At 52.3% G+C, this 18,951-nt stretch carries 15 protein-coding genes; 7 read left to right on the top strand and 8 right to left on the bottom strand.

The annotated features are described in order from the left end of the window. Positions 1-39: 39 nt before the first annotated feature. From ACR0C3_RS11410 to ACR0C3_RS11395, 4 genes are read right to left on the bottom strand one after another with little or no spacing between them, the layout of a single operon-like run. Complete coding sequence (locus ACR0C3_RS11410) at positions 40-1,827, bottom strand: TniQ family protein (RefSeq protein WP_480564051.1); 1,788 nt, start codon at positions 1,825-1,827, stop codon at positions 40-42. Between the two features lie 35 nt (positions 1,828-1,862). Further along, positions 1,863-2,780: a TniB family NTP-binding protein gene (locus ACR0C3_RS11405; RefSeq protein WP_480564049.1), complete on the bottom strand. Its 918-nt coding sequence runs from the start codon at positions 2,778-2,780 to the stop codon at positions 1,863-1,865. Then, positions 2,773-4,950, bottom strand: a complete 2,178-nt coding sequence (locus tag ACR0C3_RS11400; protein ID WP_480564047.1) for a hypothetical protein — start codon at positions 4,948-4,950, stop codon at positions 2,773-2,775. Before ACR0C3_RS11400 ends, ACR0C3_RS11405 begins: the two co-directional genes overlap by 8 nt. Further along, positions 4,950-5,747 carry a PDDEXK family nuclease gene (locus ACR0C3_RS11395; protein WP_480564045.1) on the bottom strand — a complete coding sequence of 266 codons (798 nt, stop codon included), beginning with the start codon at positions 5,745-5,747 and terminating at the stop codon, positions 4,950-4,952. The genes ACR0C3_RS11400 and ACR0C3_RS11395 overlap by 1 nt, the downstream gene beginning before the upstream one ends. Before the next feature lie 678 nt (positions 5,748-6,425). Between ACR0C3_RS11395 and ACR0C3_RS11390 the strand changes: the two genes are divergently transcribed. From ACR0C3_RS11390 to ACR0C3_RS11370, 5 genes are all read left to right on the top strand, one after another. After that, positions 6,426-6,992: a metallophosphoesterase gene (locus ACR0C3_RS11390; protein ID WP_155148022.1), complete on the top strand. Its 567-nt coding sequence runs from the start codon at positions 6,426-6,428 to the stop codon at positions 6,990-6,992. A gap of 50 nt (positions 6,993-7,042) precedes the next feature. Continuing rightward, the gene (locus ACR0C3_RS11385) at positions 7,043-7,846 is read left to right on the top strand and encodes a metallophosphoesterase (RefSeq protein WP_480564043.1); all 804 of its coding nucleotides are present in this window, start codon (positions 7,043-7,045) and stop codon (positions 7,844-7,846) included. Positions 7,847-8,178: 332 nt separating this feature from the next. Then, positions 8,179-9,312: an RNA ligase RtcB family protein gene (locus ACR0C3_RS11380; protein ID WP_480758517.1), complete on the top strand. Its 1,134-nt coding sequence runs from the start codon at positions 8,179-8,181 to the stop codon at positions 9,310-9,312. Beyond that, complete coding sequence (gene prfH, locus ACR0C3_RS11375) at positions 9,309-9,950, top strand: peptide chain release factor H (RefSeq protein WP_480564039.1); 642 nt, start codon at positions 9,309-9,311, stop codon at positions 9,948-9,950. The genes ACR0C3_RS11380 and prfH overlap by 4 nt, the downstream gene beginning before the upstream one ends. 1 nt (position 9,951) lies before the next feature. Continuing rightward, positions 9,952-11,196: an AAA family ATPase gene (locus ACR0C3_RS11370; RefSeq protein WP_480564037.1), complete on the top strand. Its 1,245-nt coding sequence runs from the start codon at positions 9,952-9,954 to the stop codon at positions 11,194-11,196. A gap of 386 nt (positions 11,197-11,582) precedes the next feature. Here the strand turns inward: ACR0C3_RS11370 and ACR0C3_RS11365 are convergent, their stop codons facing one another. The 4 genes from ACR0C3_RS11365 to ACR0C3_RS11350 all read right to left on the bottom strand — a co-directional run bounded on the left by ACR0C3_RS11365 (position 11,583) and on the right by ACR0C3_RS11350 (position 15,366). Then, positions 11,583-12,506, bottom strand: coding sequence for a hypothetical protein (locus tag ACR0C3_RS11365; protein ID WP_480564035.1), 924 nt, complete (start codon positions 12,504-12,506; stop codon positions 11,583-11,585). Positions 12,507-13,701: 1,195 nt separating this feature from the next. Then, a complete protein-coding gene (locus tag ACR0C3_RS11360; protein WP_480564033.1) occupies positions 13,702-13,971 on the bottom strand; it encodes a hypothetical protein in 270 nt (89 codons plus the stop codon). A 39-nt stretch (positions 13,972-14,010) separates the two neighbouring features. Further along, on the bottom strand, positions 14,011-14,277 hold the full coding sequence (locus ACR0C3_RS11355; RefSeq protein ID WP_480758515.1) for a TetR/AcrR family transcriptional regulator: 267 nt from the start codon (positions 14,275-14,277) through the stop codon (positions 14,011-14,013). Positions 14,278-14,964: 687 nt separating this feature from the next. Beyond that, positions 14,965-15,366, bottom strand: coding sequence for a hypothetical protein (locus ACR0C3_RS11350; RefSeq protein WP_480564030.1), 402 nt, complete (start codon positions 15,364-15,366; stop codon positions 14,965-14,967). A gap of 922 nt (positions 15,367-16,288) precedes the next feature. On the opposite strand from ACR0C3_RS11350, the gene ACR0C3_RS11345 reads away from it, so the two are divergent. After that, positions 16,289-16,693 (top strand): hypothetical protein, encoded by a 405-nt coding sequence (locus tag ACR0C3_RS11345; protein WP_480564028.1) that lies wholly within the window; start codon positions 16,289-16,291, stop codon positions 16,691-16,693. A gap of 565 nt (positions 16,694-17,258) precedes the next feature. After that, positions 17,259-18,431, top strand: a complete 1,173-nt coding sequence (locus tag ACR0C3_RS11340) for a hypothetical protein (RefSeq protein ID WP_480564026.1) — start codon at positions 17,259-17,261, stop codon at positions 18,429-18,431. Positions 18,432-18,951 lie beyond the last annotated feature (520 nt).

The following is an 18,951-nucleotide window of genomic DNA, read 5'->3' as shown; positions in this document are numbered from 1 at the left end:
GGAAGCGGCCGGAAACAGCATAGAAATTTTGACTTAAGATTAGAGGCTTAGCAGTTCGGATGCCGGATATACCGGCAGGCCACCAGCATCTGGAGATGGATAAATCCCTATTTCATTGATGCGTTTCTGGAGATCGCTTTCCTCAATCTGCAACACACTCGCTGCACTGCGTACCGTTTGAAAACGCCCCAGAAACTGATCGAGAATTATGACGCTCACACTGTTCCGAATTCTCCGCCGGCAGCCGGATGGAGTTGGATAGCATGGCAGGAGGTTGAGTTTATTCAACTGTTTGAGTTCAGCGTACTCTAAGCCAAGCTGCTTGGTCAGATCATATGGTGTGATGTGTTCACTGGTGAAGATGGGAAGCTTGGCAACAAGTGCAGACCTGAGAACACGAATGCCAGAAATGCCAACTTCGGTTTCATGTTGATACGAACCAGCCAATTGGTCGGTCAGGATGAGCCGAATGACTTGCGGCGTGGTGCATCCGTAAGCAAAGCACGCTTGATGGATGCTGCAATAATCAGCGTTGTCAGTAGGGCTGTTGCCAGCAACATGCTCCTGGATACGAGCCGAAAAGCCCTCAATATCTTCTCGCCGAAACCGCCATTTCTTGTGGGCAGTGCTTCTGATCGGCCGGAGTAGACCGTCATTCACCAGCGCTTCAAACCCTTTTGTGCCAATGCCAAGAAGCTTAGCACCCTTGGTCTTATCCAGGCTTTTCACTAAGTCTTGGATGTGGGCCAAGCATTTTTGCATCTGAACCTTTAGGTTCTGTTGCTGAGGGTTCCCACCTTCGGGCAGTAATCCGTCACGTACCAGTGCCATCCTGACCCAGCTGTGGTGCCGATTTGCTGCCTTGGCAATGGCAACAATGTTGGCGTCGACATATCGTTCAACACTGACCTTTTGCGAGATACTGTTCAGACAAAAGTGGCCCTGGTCGGCGCATAGTTGCCTCATCAACTCTCGAAAGAACGAGCGTTCCTTTGGCTTGACGGACAGCAAAGCCCAGTTGTGCAGCCAGGTTTTGCTCAGCCGAAGACGATGCTTGCAGAGGGCCTTATCGACAGCTTCAAATACTGAGGACGCGCCCTGTTCAGTAATTGCAAAGCCAGCGTTGATCGCATTCCGCTGCTGTTCACGAGTTAGGTCAGCTGGATGACCGGTGCCCATTTTGACGAACTGCCCTAGACCGAGGCACCAACGCTCCACAACGTCGATCTGAACGTCACCGATCCAATTGCACATTGGTGTATCACTATCGATTTGACAGATAGCGGCGCGCTCGAACGGACTTTGACGCATGGGCAGAACATATCGCGGCAGCTGGTCGAGCCAGCCGCGCTCAAAGCGGGCACGCAAAATATGGTCGTAGCAAGAGGTGTAGTCCGCATACGGCAACGGTATCAAAGCAACGTTGTGAATCGGACAGGTCTGTATTGGGCGAGGAAGCCAGTTTCGACGGAGATGTAGCTGCGATTTGTCGGATGTTCCCGTCTCCAGCCAGCAAACCGGACAGATCGCGAGGTCTTGCTTACGCAACGACCGCGTCAGGAACTGCTGACCGTGCAGGCGTGAGTAGGTTCGTGACAGCTGTTCTGGGCTGTTTTGCGTCAAGCTTGATCGCTCAGAAGCCGTAAGATCGGCCAAGCGATCAAGCTCGGTCTGACGACCAGTGCAGACCTTCGCCTTTGACAGGCCTGTCGCTGTGCAGAATTCTTGTGTGGTGCCGGATGCGTTGATGGCGGTGTTCCGGGCAAGTAGTGAGAATCCGGGTTCGTCGGCTAGCGCCGATGTCTTTAATGGTAGAACTGTGATCATTTTTCTGCTCGTTGTTGGGCCGTCTTGTGCGACAGCTATTCTTGGGGTTTGATTTTTATGGTTTCGAAGTCGTCGGCGATAAACGGATTGAGTGCGGGAACGCAGTCTTCTTCTTCTCGGTAGCAGTCTTGGAAATGTGCGATGACAAGCTCATCTGCATCGCTCCGATATGCTTTTGATGCGGCACGCTGACACCAGACGCAGATTTCGCCAAAGGCATACATACCTGCGTGCATGAGACGTGCTGCGAAGTTCTGGGTCATGACGCTGGCACCCAAGGCGATACCGGTATTTTCAGCTACTATCTTCAATACTCGTATCGTCCGCGCGAGGTCTGACGCCGGGTCAAAACTCGACATTCTGACCTTTCTGTAACGTCGATCCAACTGACCGTCTGATGCGAGGACATCGTTAAATTCGGGCATGCCAATCAGGATTGGAATGATCTGACCAACGCGCGGCTTTACCAGTGATTTGAGAAAGTCCTGCAGATCCTCTCGATCTTGTTTTCCCGTCGATCTGATGTGTTGGATTTCGTCGATCACCAAAATCTTGGTGTTAAGCTTAGCCATGTAATTGCGGCTCGAGCGCAGCATGGCTTCGGCGCTATCTTTCTGGCGGGCCGGCCAACCGAGCTCTTCTAACAGCGCCGCGCTGAGCGATTTCAATGTCGCTCTCGCTCCAAGGTCGAGTTTCAGAAATGGTCTTTCTGGGTCCCCTGCGTTGGTTTCGGCCATCCCGAGCGCCTCTAGTGCCTGCATAGTTCCCTCAGATTTTCCGGTTCCGGTCAGACCCAGAATGGCAATCCCGCGCGCCTCGAAACGTCGGCCGGATCTGGTTGCCATTACAAAGTCCTCGTACGTCTCTGTAATCCGCTCCCTGATCCGTTTGGCGTCGCGGCTGTCTATGAATAGTGGACCGGCATTGGTCATAGTGGAAACATGATCAGACATCGTCGTCGTCCCCCTGCCACCAATCAGTGTCGTAATCGACACCGCTATCCCCAGCGTCGGGCTCCGCTATTGGCGTGTCATCAACGTAAGTCGGGGTGGCTTTCTCTGCGGCAACGTCTTTTTCGATGCCGGGTGCTGGCTCGCCTATTATGAAACCCAACCCGTCGTCAGCGCTCGGAAGCCCATCTAATTGGTCAACAGTATCATCGAAGATCGACAGGCCATGCCACAGATTGTTCGCAAGTCGATTGAAATCTGCTGAAGTTGGCGCCTGCGGCAACGTGCCTACAATCTTTTGCTGATCCGTCACGCGTGATCTGATGTTGTTGAGAGCTGCCAAAATGACGGAGAAGTTTACCTTGGCCTCGGCGGCGTAACGCTGCCTTAGGATCGCACCGACTGCGTTCCATTCGACGACAGAGATGCCATCGAAGTTTTCAATGCTGTTTGGAACCTCGATCCATTTTCCTTTGACATAGACGCTGATCGCTCCAAGCGAGTCTGGGTCAACATAAACGGGGCACTTAGGGCTGCCATATTGTTTGCGTGCTTCAACGATTTCCTCGCTGTTGAAATCAATACCAAGAACTCGAACACCTCGCCGTGTAAGTGTGCGTTCGATCCTAATACCAAAGGCATGTCGACGGATGTGTTTTGGTAAGTCAGGTGGCTTGCCTACCGTCCCGACAAGGCGATTGAGCGCGTTTTGTGGCGTCTCGTCAAACAGGCCGAAATGGCTGGACTGATGATATACGTCGACGATGTATCGGATAAAAATCAATGCCAGTTGATCATCCGTTAGCGTAACCCGGTCCTCAGTCTTGTAGTCGCCTCGCTCCTGCGGGTTGCTAAAGGTCCGCGCCGGGATCAAAGGCATGGCACAGTCGGTAAAGGTGCCAAACACCCGTTCAATAATCCCGCGTAGTTGAGGTTCGCCAAGCGTCGGATAGAAGTAAGTCGCAAAAGCTGTGTTGACGGCGCGTTGCGTGAACTCGGAAAAGAACGCTGAGCCGGTGTCGGACTGCAGGCTTTCAAATTGCATGCCAGCCCAGCCGTTCTTGGCACCAGCCGCTTTCGCAAGATGATCCTTATTCTGCGTCGCCATCCGCAAGGCGCGTACGGCAGCCTCTGGGGTTTGGGACGCGGACAGAGCAAAGCCAACGATATACCGTGTGGCCACGTCAATGACGATGTACATCCAACGTCGTCCACGCGGTAAAGCTGCAAGGGTCTTCTTGTCTAGACCTTCACGCAATGGTCCAGCCATCATGAACGTGCGAGCATCTACCTCCCATTCGTCAATTTGAAAGCATTCACCGGGACGCGTTGCGCGCTCTGTCTTTCCTATGCCTCCATACTCGTGTTTGGCTGCGGTCAGTCCGTCTCGCCCCGCCTTGATGGCAAAGGGGCCGAATTTCTGAAGCCACTCATGCAGAACGGATCTACATCGTGTTTGTATCTTCGGTTCACCAGTGGCCAGTCGTCGCTCGTTCTCTCTTTCGATATCCATCAGGGTTTCACGAATGACCCCGTTTCCAGAGTATTCCTGATCATTGAGGTACTTCCGGAGCCTTGCATTGATGAACGCAAAGCTCTCCTGATCGATGTCGATTGATGAGAATTTTCCGCGGCGGTCCACAAGTGCCTCAATCCGGCGACCTGAGTTCCGATACTTACGTTTCCAAAGCAAAATAGTGCAGGCGTTTGGCCAGGGCGGAACCTTTTCGGTTTTTGAACTGAAGTACTGTTTGCCAAATTCTCCCTCGAATGCGCGACGCGCAATGCTTGCTTCCTTGAACAGAATGCCCTCATTTTCTTGGACACTCTTTGGGGTAAACTTGAGTTTCTTTTGCGCGTAGAGCTTCTCGACAGCGCTCACGATGAACCATCGGTTCAGCACCAGTGTTCTTTGAGTATCCGGCAACTCCCAAACGAACATGTAGGGATCTTGCGAATAAGTCGCTTCGATGATGTTTGCGGGTCGACGCTTGATGTCCCATTCCTTGCTCGCCACGGCTTCGTGGATATCTGGCCAGGAGAAGCGTTCAATGGCATCGGAACCATCAGCGCGCTTCATGTAAGCGAATTTTTCGTCGCTCATCATGAACTGGTACGAGACGCCGCCCCAACAGTAGAGGTCAACGGTGTTGAAATGGAATTTTTGGGTCATCAAACTGCCCTCACCATCGTGAAGAAGTTAATGCGACCGGGGCTGACCTTTGCTAGCACTCCTTCATACATGCCTCGGACGATGCACCGAAACCCGCGACCTCCTGCACGGCATAGACGCGTCAGGTCACAAATCGAGATTTCTCCATGGACGCTTTCCAAGACTTCGGCCAATCGTGCATCGACGTCATGATCGGGGCAGAGGGCAAAACGCTGATACATGATCGCGTTGAAGGCTTGGACGCGTGAAATGCAGTGTTCGGTAACAAGACGAAGTTCATCTGCAATCTTGGGAACAATGCTTTCTCTGAGGCACTCAAGCTCCCTAATGAAACGACCTGACGCCAGCCGCTCCGTTGGTTTAACCGCGACAGCGATGCGGCGGCCGTCCCGATTTTGGATCACCAGGTCAATGAAATGCTTGGCAACCTTTCCGTCCTCGTCAATGAAAGGCAGCGGGCCAACCTGTTCACGGACTTGCACGACCGAAGGATTTACAAGCGTCAGAGCTAGGTGATGAAATTCAAGTTGGCTATCCAGTCCGTAGCGCCTTGGTTGTCCTGTTTCCAGATCTACAAGAATCGCGAGGATCCTGCATGACCCACGAGATCGTACATTGATTGGACGGTTGCCACGATACGGGAGCGGTGTAACGTCCAGCATTTCAATAGGGCCAAAATCATCTGGAAATGGCTCTGTAGGCCCAAAGGCGCGCTGGAACGCCCCCGGCAACCCTGACAAATCGATAGGTGGAGTCGATGCGATCACCATCACCGCGTGATCGAGTAGCATATTCATAGCAAAGCATCCCTGTTTCCGAACACGACCGCGTCGGATTTTTGAGCGCAAGTGATCAGCCGCTTGCGCGAGTCTGTTGACTTTCAAATTGTGAGGTGGGATGAATGTAGTCAGTCACGACAGGGGTCTGGTTGCGAAAGCATCCGGGCCTTTGTTCATTCAGCACTTACCTCTGGCTGATGGTTTTTGGTGGCTAGATCATGCTGCGTCCTCTTGGTCGTTGGAGGGCTGTTTCGGCACAGAGCGTACGGCTTCCAATGTTTCGAAAATCTTTGCCATAATCGGACTACTAGTCCGCCTGCGATGGATAACCATGCTGACGGTCGATGGGTGTCGATTTATGGAATCTGCGAATTGAGCAAGGGACATTCCAGCTTCAGTCTTGAGGCGAAATTTTATCTCTTCAGCACACATTTCACATTGCATGGATTGACGTCCACTTTCCTATACGATGTACCATCACAATGAATCTTTTGCGGTCTCGTTGCAATCCCCAATCAGGCCCAATTAATACCCATATGGGTACTATATTACCTCAAAAATCTTCTTAAGTTAATAATAGATTCAATATGTTACGTGATTTCACGTAACGAGATGATCATTGGTCCGAATAGCTCAATTGGGATTTACTGCCTCAGCTAAATCGACAAAGGTGGTGAGAAATTCGGGAGCCGGAAAATGGCCAATTGGTACACTGCAGATACGCATTTCTCGCATGAGAATGTAATCGCTCATTGTGATCGTCCATTCCGGTCGGCAGCCGAAATGGATGCCCTCCTCATCGAAAACATGTGGAAGGTCGTGAAGCCGGATGACGAACTATGGATAATTGGTGATTTTGCCTTTGGTCCAAAAGCGAAAGAGGCACCATATTTGGCGGGTGTTTTCAGCCAGCTGCCCGGAGCGAAAAAGCACCTTGTTGTTGGGAACCATGACCTCAGTCCTACTTTAGAACTGCCGTGGGACAGCATACATTATTTGGTCGAGGTCAAAGATGGGCCTCAAAACCAGGCTCATACACTTTGCCACTATCCAATGATGACTTGGAACCATGCAAGGCGCCAAGCGCTTCATCTTTTTGGTCATGTTCATAACAACTGGAAAGGAGCAAGGAACGCCGTCAATGTTGGCGTCGATGTGTGGGACTTCACGCCGGTTTCATTTCGGCAAATTGCAAAACGGGCGAAGTCGTTGCCTGTTAATAAACACTGGTCTGATGTTGAGCCAAGGTCTTCCCTACTCTAGTTCGGTTCGTCAACCACTACGAAACAGCCTGGTAATTTTGGAGTAAAAATGTGGCGCAATTCTTGGTATGGAGCGATTTGCATGACGAGTTCTGGGATGGTTTTGAGCTACCCGACCTAGCCTCTCCGATAGACGGAGTGTTGATCGCAGGCGATACCAACACGATGGGACGCCACTTGGATATCCCGGCTCGGGCCGCGCGCAAATACGGGTGCCCGGTTGTTACCATTTGGGGAAATCATGAACCTTATGGGTCAATCTGGTCGGAACTACTGGCCGACGAAGAGCGACAGCTAACTGATCTTTGCGCAGAAGGCCTCGATATTCGGGTCCTACATGGTGCGGTAACGGAAATTGCTGGTGTTCGTATCATCGGAGCTACACTTTGGACTGATCTCCAGCTGTTTCCAGGATCGGACACGCAAACGCAGATTATGCTGTCTGCATACCTTCAGGACTATCGAGAAATACGAACCGCGCCTGATACAAGGTTTACAGTTGAGGACATGCTGGAACGTCATAGAACCGACAAAGTTGCGCTGTTTGAAGCGCTGCACCGGCCTCATTCTGGCCCAACGGTTGTAATGACACATCACTTGCCAGTACGGGAGCTACTCACGCCTTGGCGCACCCACCAAAGCAACCCGGAGCGTTTGCTGAGCAACGGTTTTGCAAGTGATTTGTGGGATGAAGTGCGAAAGCTCAAAGTCCACACCTGGATATGTGGGCACAGCCATGAGCAATTTTGCTGGGTGGGAAAAGGCGATCATGGATCGATGCGCTTTGTTTCCAACCAAAGAGGTTATCCAGGAGAGAGAACAGCATTTGATCCTTCGGGTTTGATGGCAGTTTGACCCATTCGATCGCCAAACGTATCAATTGTACATGCTTTGCAGAGAAGCTTGGTGGTAACCATAGAGCCACAGTCGTGTTGCTGTTTGGACACGACTTGCGGTCAGCCAAGTTCAAAACTGTTGAGGGAATCAACAATCCCGCTTATCCGACGTTCTCCAATTGGTCCATCGGACCCAAATCGTAACCCCCAACAAGGAAAGGGACATACATGCTTATTCGTCATTTCGCCCTTTCGGGGCCGATCAACACCTAAACTGAAATCAGATCAGGTTTGATCCAGTTCGCCGGCTCGTAGCTGGCACATCTATATACGTTTATTGGGTACTATCTTATGGGCAATTCTGTCTTGGATGGTCGCGCGTCAGCTGTGTCCAGCGACGGCGTCATCACGAAATTCTATACATCTGCGGCCTGGATTGAAGGATGGGCCGAAGCGCAACTCGAAGAAATCGCCGGCTGGATCGGCGTGCAAAAAATCGCGGCCTTTCCCGATTTGCATCCGGGCAAATACGGGCCGGTGGGATGTGCCGTTCTGGCGGACCGTATTTTTCCGCAGCTGATCGGTAACGACATCGGCTGCGGCATGTCGCTGTTCCAGCTTGATCTGCCTGTGCGAAAGCTGAAACTGGAGAAAGCGCTGCGCCGGATGCGTGTTCTTGGAGAGCCTGCATTTGAAGATCAGCGCTGGCGACTGGAAGATGCTGGCCTGCCGACCGACCTGTTTGCCACATCTCTGGGCACTGTGGGCGGTGGCAATCATTTTTGCGAGTTGCAAACTTTGGCCGAGGTCGATGACGGCACCGGCCTCGATGCATCACGCCTGTATCTGCTGGTTCATTCCGGATCGCGCGGATTTGGCAATGCGGTTCTTGGTTCGGTGCCGGATGGTGCCTTCGCGGGTCTTGATCCCGAAAGTGACACCGCGTTGGCCTACCTGCAGGATCATGACCGGGCCGTTCGCTGGGCCAGCCTGAACCGCCAGATCATCGCTGAGCGCGCGGCGGAGGCCTTGCGGGCGGATCTGAAACTGCTGGTCAATGCACCACATAACTTGCTTGCGCGACATAGCGATGGCTGGCTGCACCGCAAAGGCGCGGCAGTCGCTGAGCAGGGACTTGTTCCGCTTGCCGGGTCGCGGGCCAGTGCCAGCTACCTGATGGCTCCGACCGGTCATGACGACGTGCTAGGCAGCCTCGCTCATGGTGCCGGGCGACGCTACGACCGATCCTCGATGCATGGTCGTGTACGAGCGAAGAAATCTGACATCCTGGCCATGCTGCGTACATCCTTCGGTGGCCGTATTCTGTGTGAAGATCGCGACCTTCTGATTGAAGAAGCGCCCTTGGCCTATAAATCGGCCAAATCTGTCGCCGAAGATCTGGAGCGAACAGGTGCTGCGCATTATGTGGCGAAGTTCCATCCGCTCCTGACCTTCAAGAAAACGCGTGACGGGAGGCGGTCATGACTGCATCCCGACATATCTCACTTCTGGTTACGAGCGGCAGAGGTCCGGCGGAATGCCAGCAAGCCGTCGCCGGAGTGCTGGATGTCATGCGCGAAGAGGCCGAGCTCCTCGCCGTGGACTTCGATACCAGTGGGGTTCGAACAAAACTTGGCTATAAATCTGCAGTGGTTCTGATCAGCGGCGCCGATGCCGAGGCCTTTGCCAAGAATTGGCGCGGTACGATCCAGTGGCGGGCACAAAGCAATCTGCGCCCGACGCACAAACGGACCAATTGGTTCATTGGGGTGTTCGACTTGCCCAAACTCGCACGAACACCCGAACGTATTCAAGCGAGCGACGTCACTTTTGCAACCTTCCGGGCGGGCGGACCTGGCGGGCAGCACCAGAACACGACCGATAGCGCAGTGCGGGCGACGCTCAGGCAAACCGGGCTTGCAGCGGTGGCGCGCGAAGAACGGTCGCAACACCGCAACAAGGCGCTGGCATTGGAACGTCTTCAGCATCTGATGGCCGCGCAAGCCACTGCGGAAGAAGCCGCACAAAATGCAAGCCGCAATGAGCTGCACCATGCGCTCGAACGCGGCAATCCGGTGCGGCGTTTCAAAGGTCACGACTTTCGCGAAGTGAAAGGGGGCTAAGATGGAAGCATTTGATCAATTCCTGACCAGCGCCCTGACCAGCGATTTTTTCGCGGGCGGCTTGGCGCTCGGGGCCTTCGGGGTCGCGGCGGCCTTTCTGCGCATTGCGTTTATGGCCATGTACGGTGTGATTGTTCGGCGCGTTTGGGTCAGCCTAACGCTCGACAACAGAAGCGCGGCCTATCGCCATTTCTGTATCTGGATGGAGCAGAACAACGTCCTGTCCCATTCGCGTCATGTGCGTATGACGGATGGCAAATGGGCTCGGGGAACAAAGGGCTATGCACCTGCTCCAGGGCGGCACTGGTTTTTCTGGCGCGGAAAGCTCTGCCGTCTGGAGCGCGACATCAATGAAAAGTCAAAAGTGGGCGCATCACACAACCAGCGCCCGATGGAGGTGTTGAATGTCACCGTCCTGTTCGGAAAGGTCGAAACGATATTGGGCTGGATAGCTGAGGGACGTACGCTTTCCCAAACCAGGGACCGTATCGGCCCTGGCCTTCATATTCTGAAAGGGGACTGGTGGGATCATGTCGGTGATGTCCCGCGCCGTTCCGTCAATACAGTACTGGTGGATGACGATCGCATCGAGAAAGTGCTGGAGGACATGCGTTGGTTCTATGGGGCCAGCGATTGGTACGCGGAACGTGGTGTTCCGTGGCGGCGAGGGTATCTGTTTTACGGCCCTCCGGGCACGGGCAAGTCGAGCCTCATTCGCGCGCTGGCGTCAGACCTGTCATTGGATATCGCGTCGCTGGATATCGGGCGCGTCACGCTGACGGATGATGATCTGCGTGAAGCGATGATGTGTGCCCCCAAGGGGTCGCTGATCGCAATCGAGGATGTGGACGCCGTGTTTACGCAGCGCGAAGGTGGTGAGAAACGCTCGGGCGTCAGCTTCTCGGGCTTGCTCAACGCCATCGATGGTGTGGCCGCTCAGGAAGGGCGTGCGCTGGTCATGACCACAAACCACAAAGAAAGGTTGGACCCGGCCTTGATCCGTCCGGGCCGCGCCGATGTGCACACCGAGCTTGGATTGGTGGGTGCACCAACAGCCCGCCGACTGTATGAGCGCTTTTTCCCCGGTGAACGCGTTTTGGCCGGGGTGTTCGAACAGCGGTTAGGAGGTCAACAACACAGCCCTGCCCAGATTCAGGGTTGGCTTTTGGCCAACAGCGCCGACCCAATGGTGGCTGCGCATGCGTCGGGGCTAGAAGACCGCATGCAAGATATAGCCGCCGAATGAACAAGCATGGGCGCCCGGATATCTCGCGCCCGCCTGGCTAGATTGTACCCCACTCCAAATCAAACCTACCAACATACTTCCGCAGCCGATATGCACCGCTCTAGGTTTTGCGTTTGCCGCTCGATAAGGCAAACAAGGCGCGCCCGGCCGCACTTAGCCAATTTGATGGTTCGTTTTATTTCTAGATCTTGCAGAGTCGCTTTGGCTGATGGCAAATATCGAAAGCTCTGGCGGCGCCGCAAAGCATACCGCACTTGGCGAAATTTCCCGAAGAGGCGAACCCATAAACCCGCCTCCCGTAGCACACGTAAGAATTGACTAGATTGCGCGGAAATCTCTCACAAAAGTGGTAATTTTCCACATTACTGAGAACAACCCAGCCGGGGCTAAACTCCCTCTGGGCGCGCCGCCTGCAACTCTTCGAGCGCGCTTTGGTGCTGCACGACGAAGAACTTCATGTCATCCTGCGCGGCTGTGAAATTGCCTCGCGCGTGTGCGATCGCCTTGCCCGCCGCCATCCGCTCTTTTTTCACGCCGTCAAGTTTTCCAAACTGCCCATACGTGTTTGTTAGTTCTCTGAGAAGCTTCGGCAGCGCGCCTTTTATGTTTTTTCCATGGGTGGTGATGTTGTATTTCTTGCTCACCGCGCGCAGTGCGGCATCTGCCTTTGTCTCAATTTGAGCCCGGTCCACGCCTTCCTTCTTGTGGTGGGTTTTCCAGACAGTGCGAATCTTATCCTGCTCTTGTTGCGCCGCTTTCACATCCTTGATGATTTGTTTGCATGCCGCCGAGATGCGATCGGCGCGGATGCCGACGGACTGGATTTCCTTGCGGACGATCGCGTCCTTGTTTTCTTTGTCCTTTTTGAACTTAGCGTAAGTCTCTTTTGACTTTTTGTTGGCCTTCTCATTGGCCATTTCATTGGCCACATCCTTCTGCTTCAGCTTTTCGATGTTCTGCGCCAGCTTTGTGGCGACCGCTTCCTGCTTACGGATATGCGCGCGATAGGCTTTACAGAACTCCTTGGTCTGGCTTTGCAGTATACCGCATTTGCCTTCCGCCTTGAGCATCGCGTTCGACAAACTGGAAAACGCCTGAACGATCTCGGGCAGATTGTCGTATTCTCTGACTTTCGTGGAATCACCTGAGGCCGGAAGGCCGAGGTTTTCCATTGCATCCATTATCTTACCAACGCCGCTAGCCTTAGCTGCAGACGAGCGGTACTCGCGCCAGAATTTAGTGCGATATCCCTTCTTAGGAATGTCCGCAAAAACGGATTTCTTGTTTTTGTCCGTGAGTGTAGTTGACATGTGAAAATCTCCTCGAACCTCGTTTAGTTGGAAACACCTCGGGCATCGCAACGTGTTGCCTAGAAAGGCGCTCATTGAAGGTTGCATCGGCCTATTCCATCTGAGGTAGACCATCCCCGTTCCTACCCGCCTTGCAGCTACAAAAACCTAGGTGCGCCTTCAGGCGACAGGGCGCGTGCTATAATCACGAGCCTATTGTTACGCCGGCTTTGAAGCAGTAACATAGACGGGACAAGTTTGGACGCCTTTTACGCTAGCACCTCGTTGGAATAGATGGCCGTCTAGAGCGCATACATTATTTCGTACTTGTGACGGACAAAACAAAAACGCAAGACAGGCACGAAGCTCAGTTGAGAGCGTCCTAGAGTCATGCAGATTACATAGGACCAAATTGAAAAAACCCCAGTCTCTTGCACTGCGCATGCTAAACACAACCTGCCTGCCCACCGCAGTCATCTCCATCGCTACCCCCTTTTGAACCAATGTACTGGAAACGTCCCATAGTGATTTAGCACGGCTCCAGTCCAAGCGCTAAAATCGCACAAGGGTCGATGATTTGGCGATTTCCAGACGTCTCAATTGGCAGATTGATTGTCTCAAAGACGCTTAGTAATTGCGCATTAGGGCATTAGCCTCAAACAAATGTTTTTCAAGAAATTATGTTTTGCTGGGATTTGAATCGTTTCTGCACCCATCTCTTAGTATTCCATCGCTGAAAGCCTAAGGAACACAAAAATTGGCAGCCTCCGAGGCACCGTAGAGCATACCTAGAGAGTAGTTGGGGCGATTTGAGTGGCCCCGAGACGCTGGTGGTGTGCCGCTTCTTTGCAGAGACTTGGCCACTACCGTCATACATGAATCGGCAGCGTATTGTGAGAGGATGCTATAGTATCTTTCCGGTTTCCAAGAGGTAGCGATCCGCCTCTTTTGCACGTATTTTCCCAGCCAATTGACCGTAGCTGCAGTTTTCTTCTCGGAGGCGCCGACCAAGTGTACTTACGCTCATTCCAAGCGCCGTCGCAGCGGCGTCGATAGTAAATGCCCGGCATCATGGGGAACGCCTCGCGCATCATGGGCATCACTAGAAATAAATAGCGAAAAACCTCTGAGGCATTAATCCAGAGAAAATTGGCAATTAGTGCAAAGGAGAGTGGTCCCAAACGGCGTGTCAATTCTGGGAATTCGGTGATTGTGTTCATTTTAGAGTTTCCTTTGTGAGGGAGAGCAAGCTCTGGACAGCTTTGCGCAGAACATCGCCGTCGCTGACACCCCGCGACTTTGTCCAAAGTCCATGGGTAAAAATGACCACTACGTCGGCAAGGTCATGGATTACTTGCGGTTCAATGTGAGGGGCGGCGTTTTTGAGTGCTACCGCAAACCCTTGGCGTAGCCGGTCATTGTGTCGGGTGACCTCTGCCATCACATCGGGATCGCTCGGTGCAACTTCCGTTGCCGAATTGGCCACAAAACATCCCGGTCCGGGCAGGCCTAAGCTTTCCCCCAATCAGATTTGCCGTTCAAAGTAGTCTGATACGTTTTGCAAGGTCGCATCGGGGTCTTCAACTTCCTCAAAAGCGGGGGTCACAATACTGCTCTGATACCTGTCAAAGCAAGCCAGAAACAAAGCCTTCTTGCCACCAAAACTACTATTGACTCCGTGTCGGCTGACCCCTGTTGCTTTCACCAGATCATCCATTGATGAGGCATGGAAACCGTTGACCCAGAAATGCTGGAGCGCGCGATCGGCGAGTTGTTCGGATGTGAATGACATCGTACGTGGCATATTTAATGCACACCAGAACGATCGTTCTGGAACAAGCGGGCATTCCCGCAATAGAATCGAAGGAACGGAAACTTACAAGGATGTACCTTTTTCGGGCCGTCGACAAAGCCGGAAACACCCCTGATTTCGTGCTGTTTGAGCGAAGGAACGATCCAGCGGTAGCCACGCTCTTTACTAACCGCTGTCTTCCAATGAAATTTTAGAAAAGATCGCTGTAGACAAAGTAGAGTTAATTCTGCGGGACTTCGTAAAGTGAAAAAATCCTTCATCTGTTTGGCTACTTAGCTAAAAATCTAAACGGTTGAGTCCAAGTACTCGAACAACTTGATCGAACAGGATCGTAGGTCATCTTACGTTGCATACGGCACATCTACGGGTGCGAGTCGTTCAGATCCGCATCCGCTTCTCTGTACGGCGGTGAGGTTGCCAACATGATCCGAAAGCAGCAATTCTCCAATAGGACCAGGTCGGTCTTTCGTCTGTTTGCCGAGTTCGCAGAATAGGTTTGTCCGGTAGTTTGCAAGCACTGGCCGTTCAAAACGTTTGCGACAAATCCGGAACAGGACAATGCGGTAAGTCTCTTCTACCTACCCCCGTCACAACGGGAGCGAATTCTAAGATCGATGGAGCCTGAAACTAGGCGCTTTTTGGTCTTTTCTGGCCAAGGCCAGGACGCTATTGGTTCAAATAGTAGTGAACATCTTTGTGATTGCAGTCACTATACGATGATGGGAAAGGTGCCTCGACACTGCACGAATGGCTGATGTGTTCGCCATCAAAACTTGCTTCATATTTGAACTCTACGGCCTGAGGGGCGTCATCATAGATCTGATATGTGACGTTCATTTTCGCTTTGTTGGCTGTATCCTTGTATTGAAACTCTATTTCACCAGACCCATGAGGTTCGATATACGGTTGCACACCTTTAATATTGACTTCGTTGTGGTTCGAGGTGGGATTGACCAGAAGAGCTGATGTATTGTTTTCAATATGCATCTTTATGTGCCTTGTGCCCTCGGCATTGACGACGGAAGTGAGGGCAACAAAGAGACCCAGAGCAGTCAAATTTTGCTTCATTTTCTCATCCTTAAGTTGATTTTGTTTTGGGCTGGTAGCTTATAACTATCACTTCCTCTCGCAACCACAGCTTCAAGAATGTGGGCTTGTCTCAGCCAATATGATCCCAGTAGCAACTTTTTTGAGACGAGCAGCCACTAATGTGTGATCCGAGATCAATTTACTGTCTGAATTAGCGTGAGGCAGAGGCTGCGATACTCTCGCGCACAACGGCTCGAAACCTCAAGCCATTGCAAATAGAAGTATGGGTTTGCCATTCAATCTCTTTCAAGAGAGTGACGCGCGGGGTTTGGTATGGCTTACCGTGACTAGGCAAGGTGAATTGGCGGCGCACCTCCCCCGCCTTTGGCAGAGGTTCATTTATCCGAACCCTGAGCCGGAGGGTGGCGTCTAGCACCGCGTCATCGACTTCAGTCTCCGGTACTTCGGCGACTTTGGGCGCTTGCTTGCCATCCTCGGTACTTTTTTTCCTAACCTAACAGTGAACAAGTTCAGTTGGGGAGGCTCAATGGGTGAATGGCAAAACCTGCAATCCCGCTAAAATTGCGACACCGCAACACTATTTGAGACATAGTGACAATGACAGCCCGCCCCTCAATTCAATACCATGAATGAAACCTGGGGTTGTGCGTCCAACGTCAAAACTCAGGTTTGCCCCGAGGGATCGATGCAGAGTCAAGATGTTAGCCCGTATGCCAACTAGCGACTTCGATACGTTTGCCGTTTTGATGTCGAGCATGACAACTTTAAGGACAAAGCATCTAAAATCACTAGTAGATAATCAGCATTCTCCACCTTCGGTTTTGTTCACCTTTACGGCGAGTTTTGTACGTCGGATCAACCAAAATTGAGAAAGCTGAAAAGGCAAGTAGTTGGCGAGTGCAACGTTCCCTCATAGTCATTAATCGAAAGGTTTTATCGTATGAACAAAAATGTACCTTTGGCGTTCTCAGCGTCGCTTCTTCTTGCTTTCGCGACCAGCGTATACGCGTCAGACAATATCAGCTTCCCGGTTCCTACTGGCGTTCCCCAGGTAAAGGGCGGCTTTAAGAACACGTCGAGTGGTGTGGTCACCAAGGTCAAGGTCAACCAGCAAGACGAAAACGGCTGCGAGCAAGACAATCAGGAGCATGACGCCAACGTAGCTGACGGAGGCGGCTTCTATATTTACTACAATCCGCAATGCAACTACGAGTTCCACGTCGAAATCGCGAGCTGCAATAATCAAGAGATGCACATGTCATCATCCGATATCCAAGCGGGCGAGACAGAAGCGCATTTGAAGGGCGAATGCCCCAATCCCAATCTCACACGCGAAGTCCCCTGAATACGGACTTTCAATCGCCGAGAACCGGTCGCGTTGAGAATTGAAAACCATTGGGAGCGGATCGATCCGCTCCCTTCTAACTCGGCATTCGGAATCAACCCATGTCTGCGGCATGTTTTCTTTTCGTTTTCGGCAGAACCACTTCCTGCCAGGGAATAACCTAGCGTGAAAAAGACGGGCGCGAGTTCCGAATTTGAATAATCCCACTTCTTTGAATGTAATATGACGACAAATCAGAAGCGTATGACGGCAGTATCGATCCCTCCGGCAAAGGTTGAGGTACATGAGTGTCCGGATGCACCGACGCGTCTGGTCGTTCCCCAGAATGCAGAGCGAATAGCCCTAGGCGAGATAATACATAGTTTGTATCGGCGGGCGGAAAGACTCTCAAATTGCAACCATAAGAATAGTCCTTGAGGGACCAATGACGAGCACAACACATGCAGATCGGATTGGATTCTGCTTTACCAAAACACTTCGTGAGATCCTCACGGAGACCACAGAGCGCTTTCGAAAGATCGCCCACACTAAGGTTCGGAAACGATCGTGCTTGCTGTGTTGTGCAATGGCTCTGTTCCTGGCTGCCTGCGGTGGCAACATCGTTTCAAACAGCGGTGTCTACTATAACCAAGGTCTTGAAGGTTCATACAATAGCGTCCTGCTGACAAACATTGTGCGTTCGGCCAAAGGGCGGCCAACCTATTTCTCAGCGGTAGGTGACTATTCAAAAAGCGCCGACAACAGCCTCGGCCTATCGACTGATCTCGATGCCAGTATCAATGACCTCAACTCAACCGATGTGGGTCTGGGAATTGACGCGGGTCCCGATCAGTCTCGCAACGCAAACGTTTCTTCCCTTGAGACCGAGCAGTTTACGCAGGCCATCCTAACACCGCTTAGTCGCAAATTGTTTTTCTTGCTGGCTGAGGGGCAGGCGCGAGATCGGCTTGATCTACTCACGACGTTGACAGTCAAATGGATTGCAGTTCCCAGAAGCACCATTGCAAACCTGCAGAGACAGGCGTCGAACGAATGTGCAGGGAACACGGTAACCTTTCCCATCGCACTGAAAGCCATGTGCCAACAATTGCCTGTCGTGATCGCAAATGGGAACTGTGCAGGCTCGCTCACATCTGGTGGCGGCCAAATCGTGGTTCGAAGCGATCCTACGAACGCCTGCCAGCACGCACGCCTTCGCGCGCTGGTTGAGCCTATCACTATTTTGCAGCCTGCCTTGTTGCGTTCCAATTCAGGGAATTCTGTGACGTTGCTGGCCTTGGAACAATCCGCAGCTTCACCAATCTCAGCAAAGGAGGTGCGCAAAAAAGCAGCCTCCGATGCAAGCAAAAGCGGCGACGCAAAAACCCGATCGCCGACCCGCAATCAGGACCTCTTGATTTTTGGTAGCGGCAGCTCATTCGCGCTGCGCTCACCAAAAGAGATAATCCAATACTTGGGTGAGATCGTGAAAGCTGACTATCTGAATGAGGCGGTCCCCATGCTTACAGGGCCTAGGGGCGGTGACATCCCTGTTTTCGAGTTACTCCATGATGACCGCATCAGATCAGACGCAAAGATCTACGAAATTGATGGCGAACCATACGCCCTGGATGAACCAGAGCTTGGCAAACATTCGACTAGCTTTTCGTATCCTTCCCTAGCCATTTTGAAAGAAGTCATCAGTCTCAACACTTCGCAGAGCGTGCTACCCAAGAGCCCAAATATTTTGGTTCAATAGAGATTCCTACTCCCAGACAAAATTGCGGAATAGAAAGCCCATTTTTGTGCGATTGCAGCGAAAGCACAGTTTTCCGCAGAAGAGCGCAATATTCAGCACGAAAAGCTGTTCGCCGACTACAGGCGTGCGCTGTGTGGCGCCAGGCCTGAGAGGGTTTGCATACCGATGTGCGATTTCTATTAGCCGACCCCAATCCTCTGACTAACTGATGCGTTGCGATAAAAACTGGTGATGTTTGGCGAATGCACTGCCGCTGGAAGATCGCCGTTCGTCAGCGTAGCCCAGCCGAGAGCAAATCAATGCTCGCCGCCTGAGTCTTGAACGCCATAGTGCGACCGAGAATATGGGGCAGTGATTGCAGTGTTTATGAATGCCACATTCTGTATTTGTAAGAGAATGCTGGTCGGATAGGTCAGAGCTAATTGTCGCGATTCAATGACTTATTGAAATCTCGCGCATCAAGAGGGTCAAAGATTCGTGACGTTCCGGAAGGACTGACGCTGGGTTGGAGTGGCAAGAA

It is taken from the genome of Ruegeria sp. CK3 (assembly GCF_056536565.1).
Note: the sequence above shows the minus strand (reverse complement) of the source record. Positions and strands in the feature narration are given on the sequence as shown.

Excerpts from the sequence above, each read along its gene's own strand:
- ACR0C3_RS11355 (WP_480758515.1), bottom strand. The coding sequence starts at position 14,277 with ATGTCATTCACATCCGAACAACTCGCCGATCGCGCGCTCCAGCATTTC.
- ACR0C3_RS11405 (WP_480564049.1), bottom strand. The coding sequence starts at position 2,780 with ATGTCTGATCATGTTTCCACTATGACCAATGCCGGTCCACTATTCATA.
- ACR0C3_RS11400 (WP_480564047.1), bottom strand. The coding sequence starts at position 4,950 with ATGACCCAAAAATTCCATTTCAACACCGTTGACCTCTACTGTTGGGGC.
- prfH (WP_480564039.1), top strand. The coding sequence starts at position 9,309 with ATGACTGCATCCCGACATATCTCACTTCTGGTTACGAGCGGCAGAGGT.
- ACR0C3_RS11370 (WP_480564037.1), top strand. The coding sequence starts at position 9,952 with ATGGAAGCATTTGATCAATTCCTGACCAGCGCCCTGACCAGCGATTTT.
- ACR0C3_RS11345 (WP_480564028.1), top strand. The coding sequence starts at position 16,289 with ATGAACAAAAATGTACCTTTGGCGTTCTCAGCGTCGCTTCTTCTTGCT.
- ACR0C3_RS11390 (WP_155148022.1), top strand. The coding sequence starts at position 6,426 with ATGGCCAATTGGTACACTGCAGATACGCATTTCTCGCATGAGAATGTA.
- ACR0C3_RS11410 (WP_480564051.1), bottom strand. The coding sequence starts at position 1,827 with ATGATCACAGTTCTACCATTAAAGACATCGGCGCTAGCCGACGAACCC.
- ACR0C3_RS11395 (WP_480564045.1), bottom strand. The coding sequence starts at position 5,747 with ATGAATATGCTACTCGATCACGCGGTGATGGTGATCGCATCGACTCCA.
- ACR0C3_RS11365 (WP_480564035.1), bottom strand. The coding sequence starts at position 12,506 with ATGTCAACTACACTCACGGACAAAAACAAGAAATCCGTTTTTGCGGAC.
- ACR0C3_RS11380 (WP_480758517.1), top strand. The coding sequence starts at position 8,179 with ATGGGCAATTCTGTCTTGGATGGTCGCGCGTCAGCTGTGTCCAGCGAC.
- ACR0C3_RS11350 (WP_480564030.1), bottom strand. The coding sequence starts at position 15,366 with ATGAAGCAAAATTTGACTGCTCTGGGTCTCTTTGTTGCCCTCACTTCC.
- ACR0C3_RS11340 (WP_480564026.1), top strand. The coding sequence starts at position 17,259 with ATGGCTCTGTTCCTGGCTGCCTGCGGTGGCAACATCGTTTCAAACAGC.